The sequence below is a fragment of the Romboutsia sp. 13368 genome (genome assembly GCF_018336475.1).
Classification (GTDB): Bacteria; Bacillota; Clostridia; order Peptostreptococcales; family Peptostreptococcaceae; genus Romboutsia.
In genome coordinates this window covers 2,057,337-2,058,579 of record NZ_CP048741.1, presented here as the reverse complement: position 1 = coordinate 2,058,579, position 1,243 = coordinate 2,057,337, and the positions used below count along the sequence as shown (strand labels likewise).

The following is a 1,243-nucleotide window of genomic DNA, read 5'->3' as shown; positions in this document are numbered from 1 at the left end:
CATAAATAAAAAAAGGACTATGGAAAACCATAGTCCTTTTTATTGAGGAATACGCTAGATAGAGAGATTCTTTCTAACGTACTTTAATTATATCTTAAAAATGCAAAAAAATAAACCCTTTCAAGCTAAAAAAATAAAATRATYATAAAATTATAAAAGGTATTYTCCTGATGGATTTTTCAAAGCTGTTAAAGAATTTGATGGAGCTATTTTAGAATATTCCTTATCTGAAGGATTACCAGAGCTAATAGATGCTATAAAAAATTACTATAAGAATTATAATATTGACTTTGAAAATGATGAGATATTAATAACTAATGGAGGTAGTGAAGCATTACTTTTTACTATGTTATCAATTTGCGATGAAGGGGATAATATATTAGTTCCTGAGCCATTTTATTCAAACTACTATAACTTTGCAAAATCTGTAGGTGTTAATATAAATCCCATCACTACATTAGCTGAAAATGGATTTCACTTACCTATCAAAGAAAAAATAACACCTAAGATAAATTCTAAGACTAAGGCTATACTATTCTCAAATCCAGGTAACCCAACTGGAGTTGTATACACTAAAGAAGAAATAGAAATGATATGTGATATAGCTATTGATAATAATTTATGGATTATAGCTGATGAAGTCTATAGAGAATTTATATATGAAGGTGAGTATACAAGCTTAGGTAATATAGATAGAGTTAAAGATAAAGTTATAATAGTAGATAGTGTATCTAAACGTTATAGTGCCTGTGGTGCAAGAATTGGATGTGTTTCTTCTAAAAATAAAGACTATATATCATCTATGCTTAAACTTTGCCAAGCAAGATTATCTGTTCCAACATTAGAACAAGTTGGTGCTATTGAATTATATAATACTGATAATTCATACCTTAAAGAAGTTAACAAAGAATATAGAGCTAGAAGAGATGTTTTATATAATGAACTTATAAAAGTTCCTGGAGTTATATGCGAAAAACCAACTGGTGCATTTTATATAGTTGCTAAATTACCTGTAAAAAATGCTGATCACTTTACAAAATGGCTACTTAGTGACTTTGATATAAATGGTGAAACTGTTATGCCATGTCCTGCGGAAGGATTTTATATGACACCTGGTCTTGGCGTTGATGAAATAAGACTTGCATATGTATTAAACTCTAAAGATTTATCAAAGGCAGCTCATCTTCTAAAAGAAGGATTAGAGGCCTATTTAAAATTAAACAAATAAAAATTTATCATTAAG

Annotated in this window: 1 pseudogene; it reads left to right on the top strand. The window is 28.5% G+C overall.

The features are described 5' to 3' along the window. Window positions 1-166: 166 nt before the first annotated feature. Window positions 167-1,228 (top strand): annotated as a pseudogene (locus tag G3997_RS08520) (pyridoxal phosphate-dependent aminotransferase); the annotation flags it as partial. Window positions 1,229-1,243: the final 15 nt, after the last annotated feature.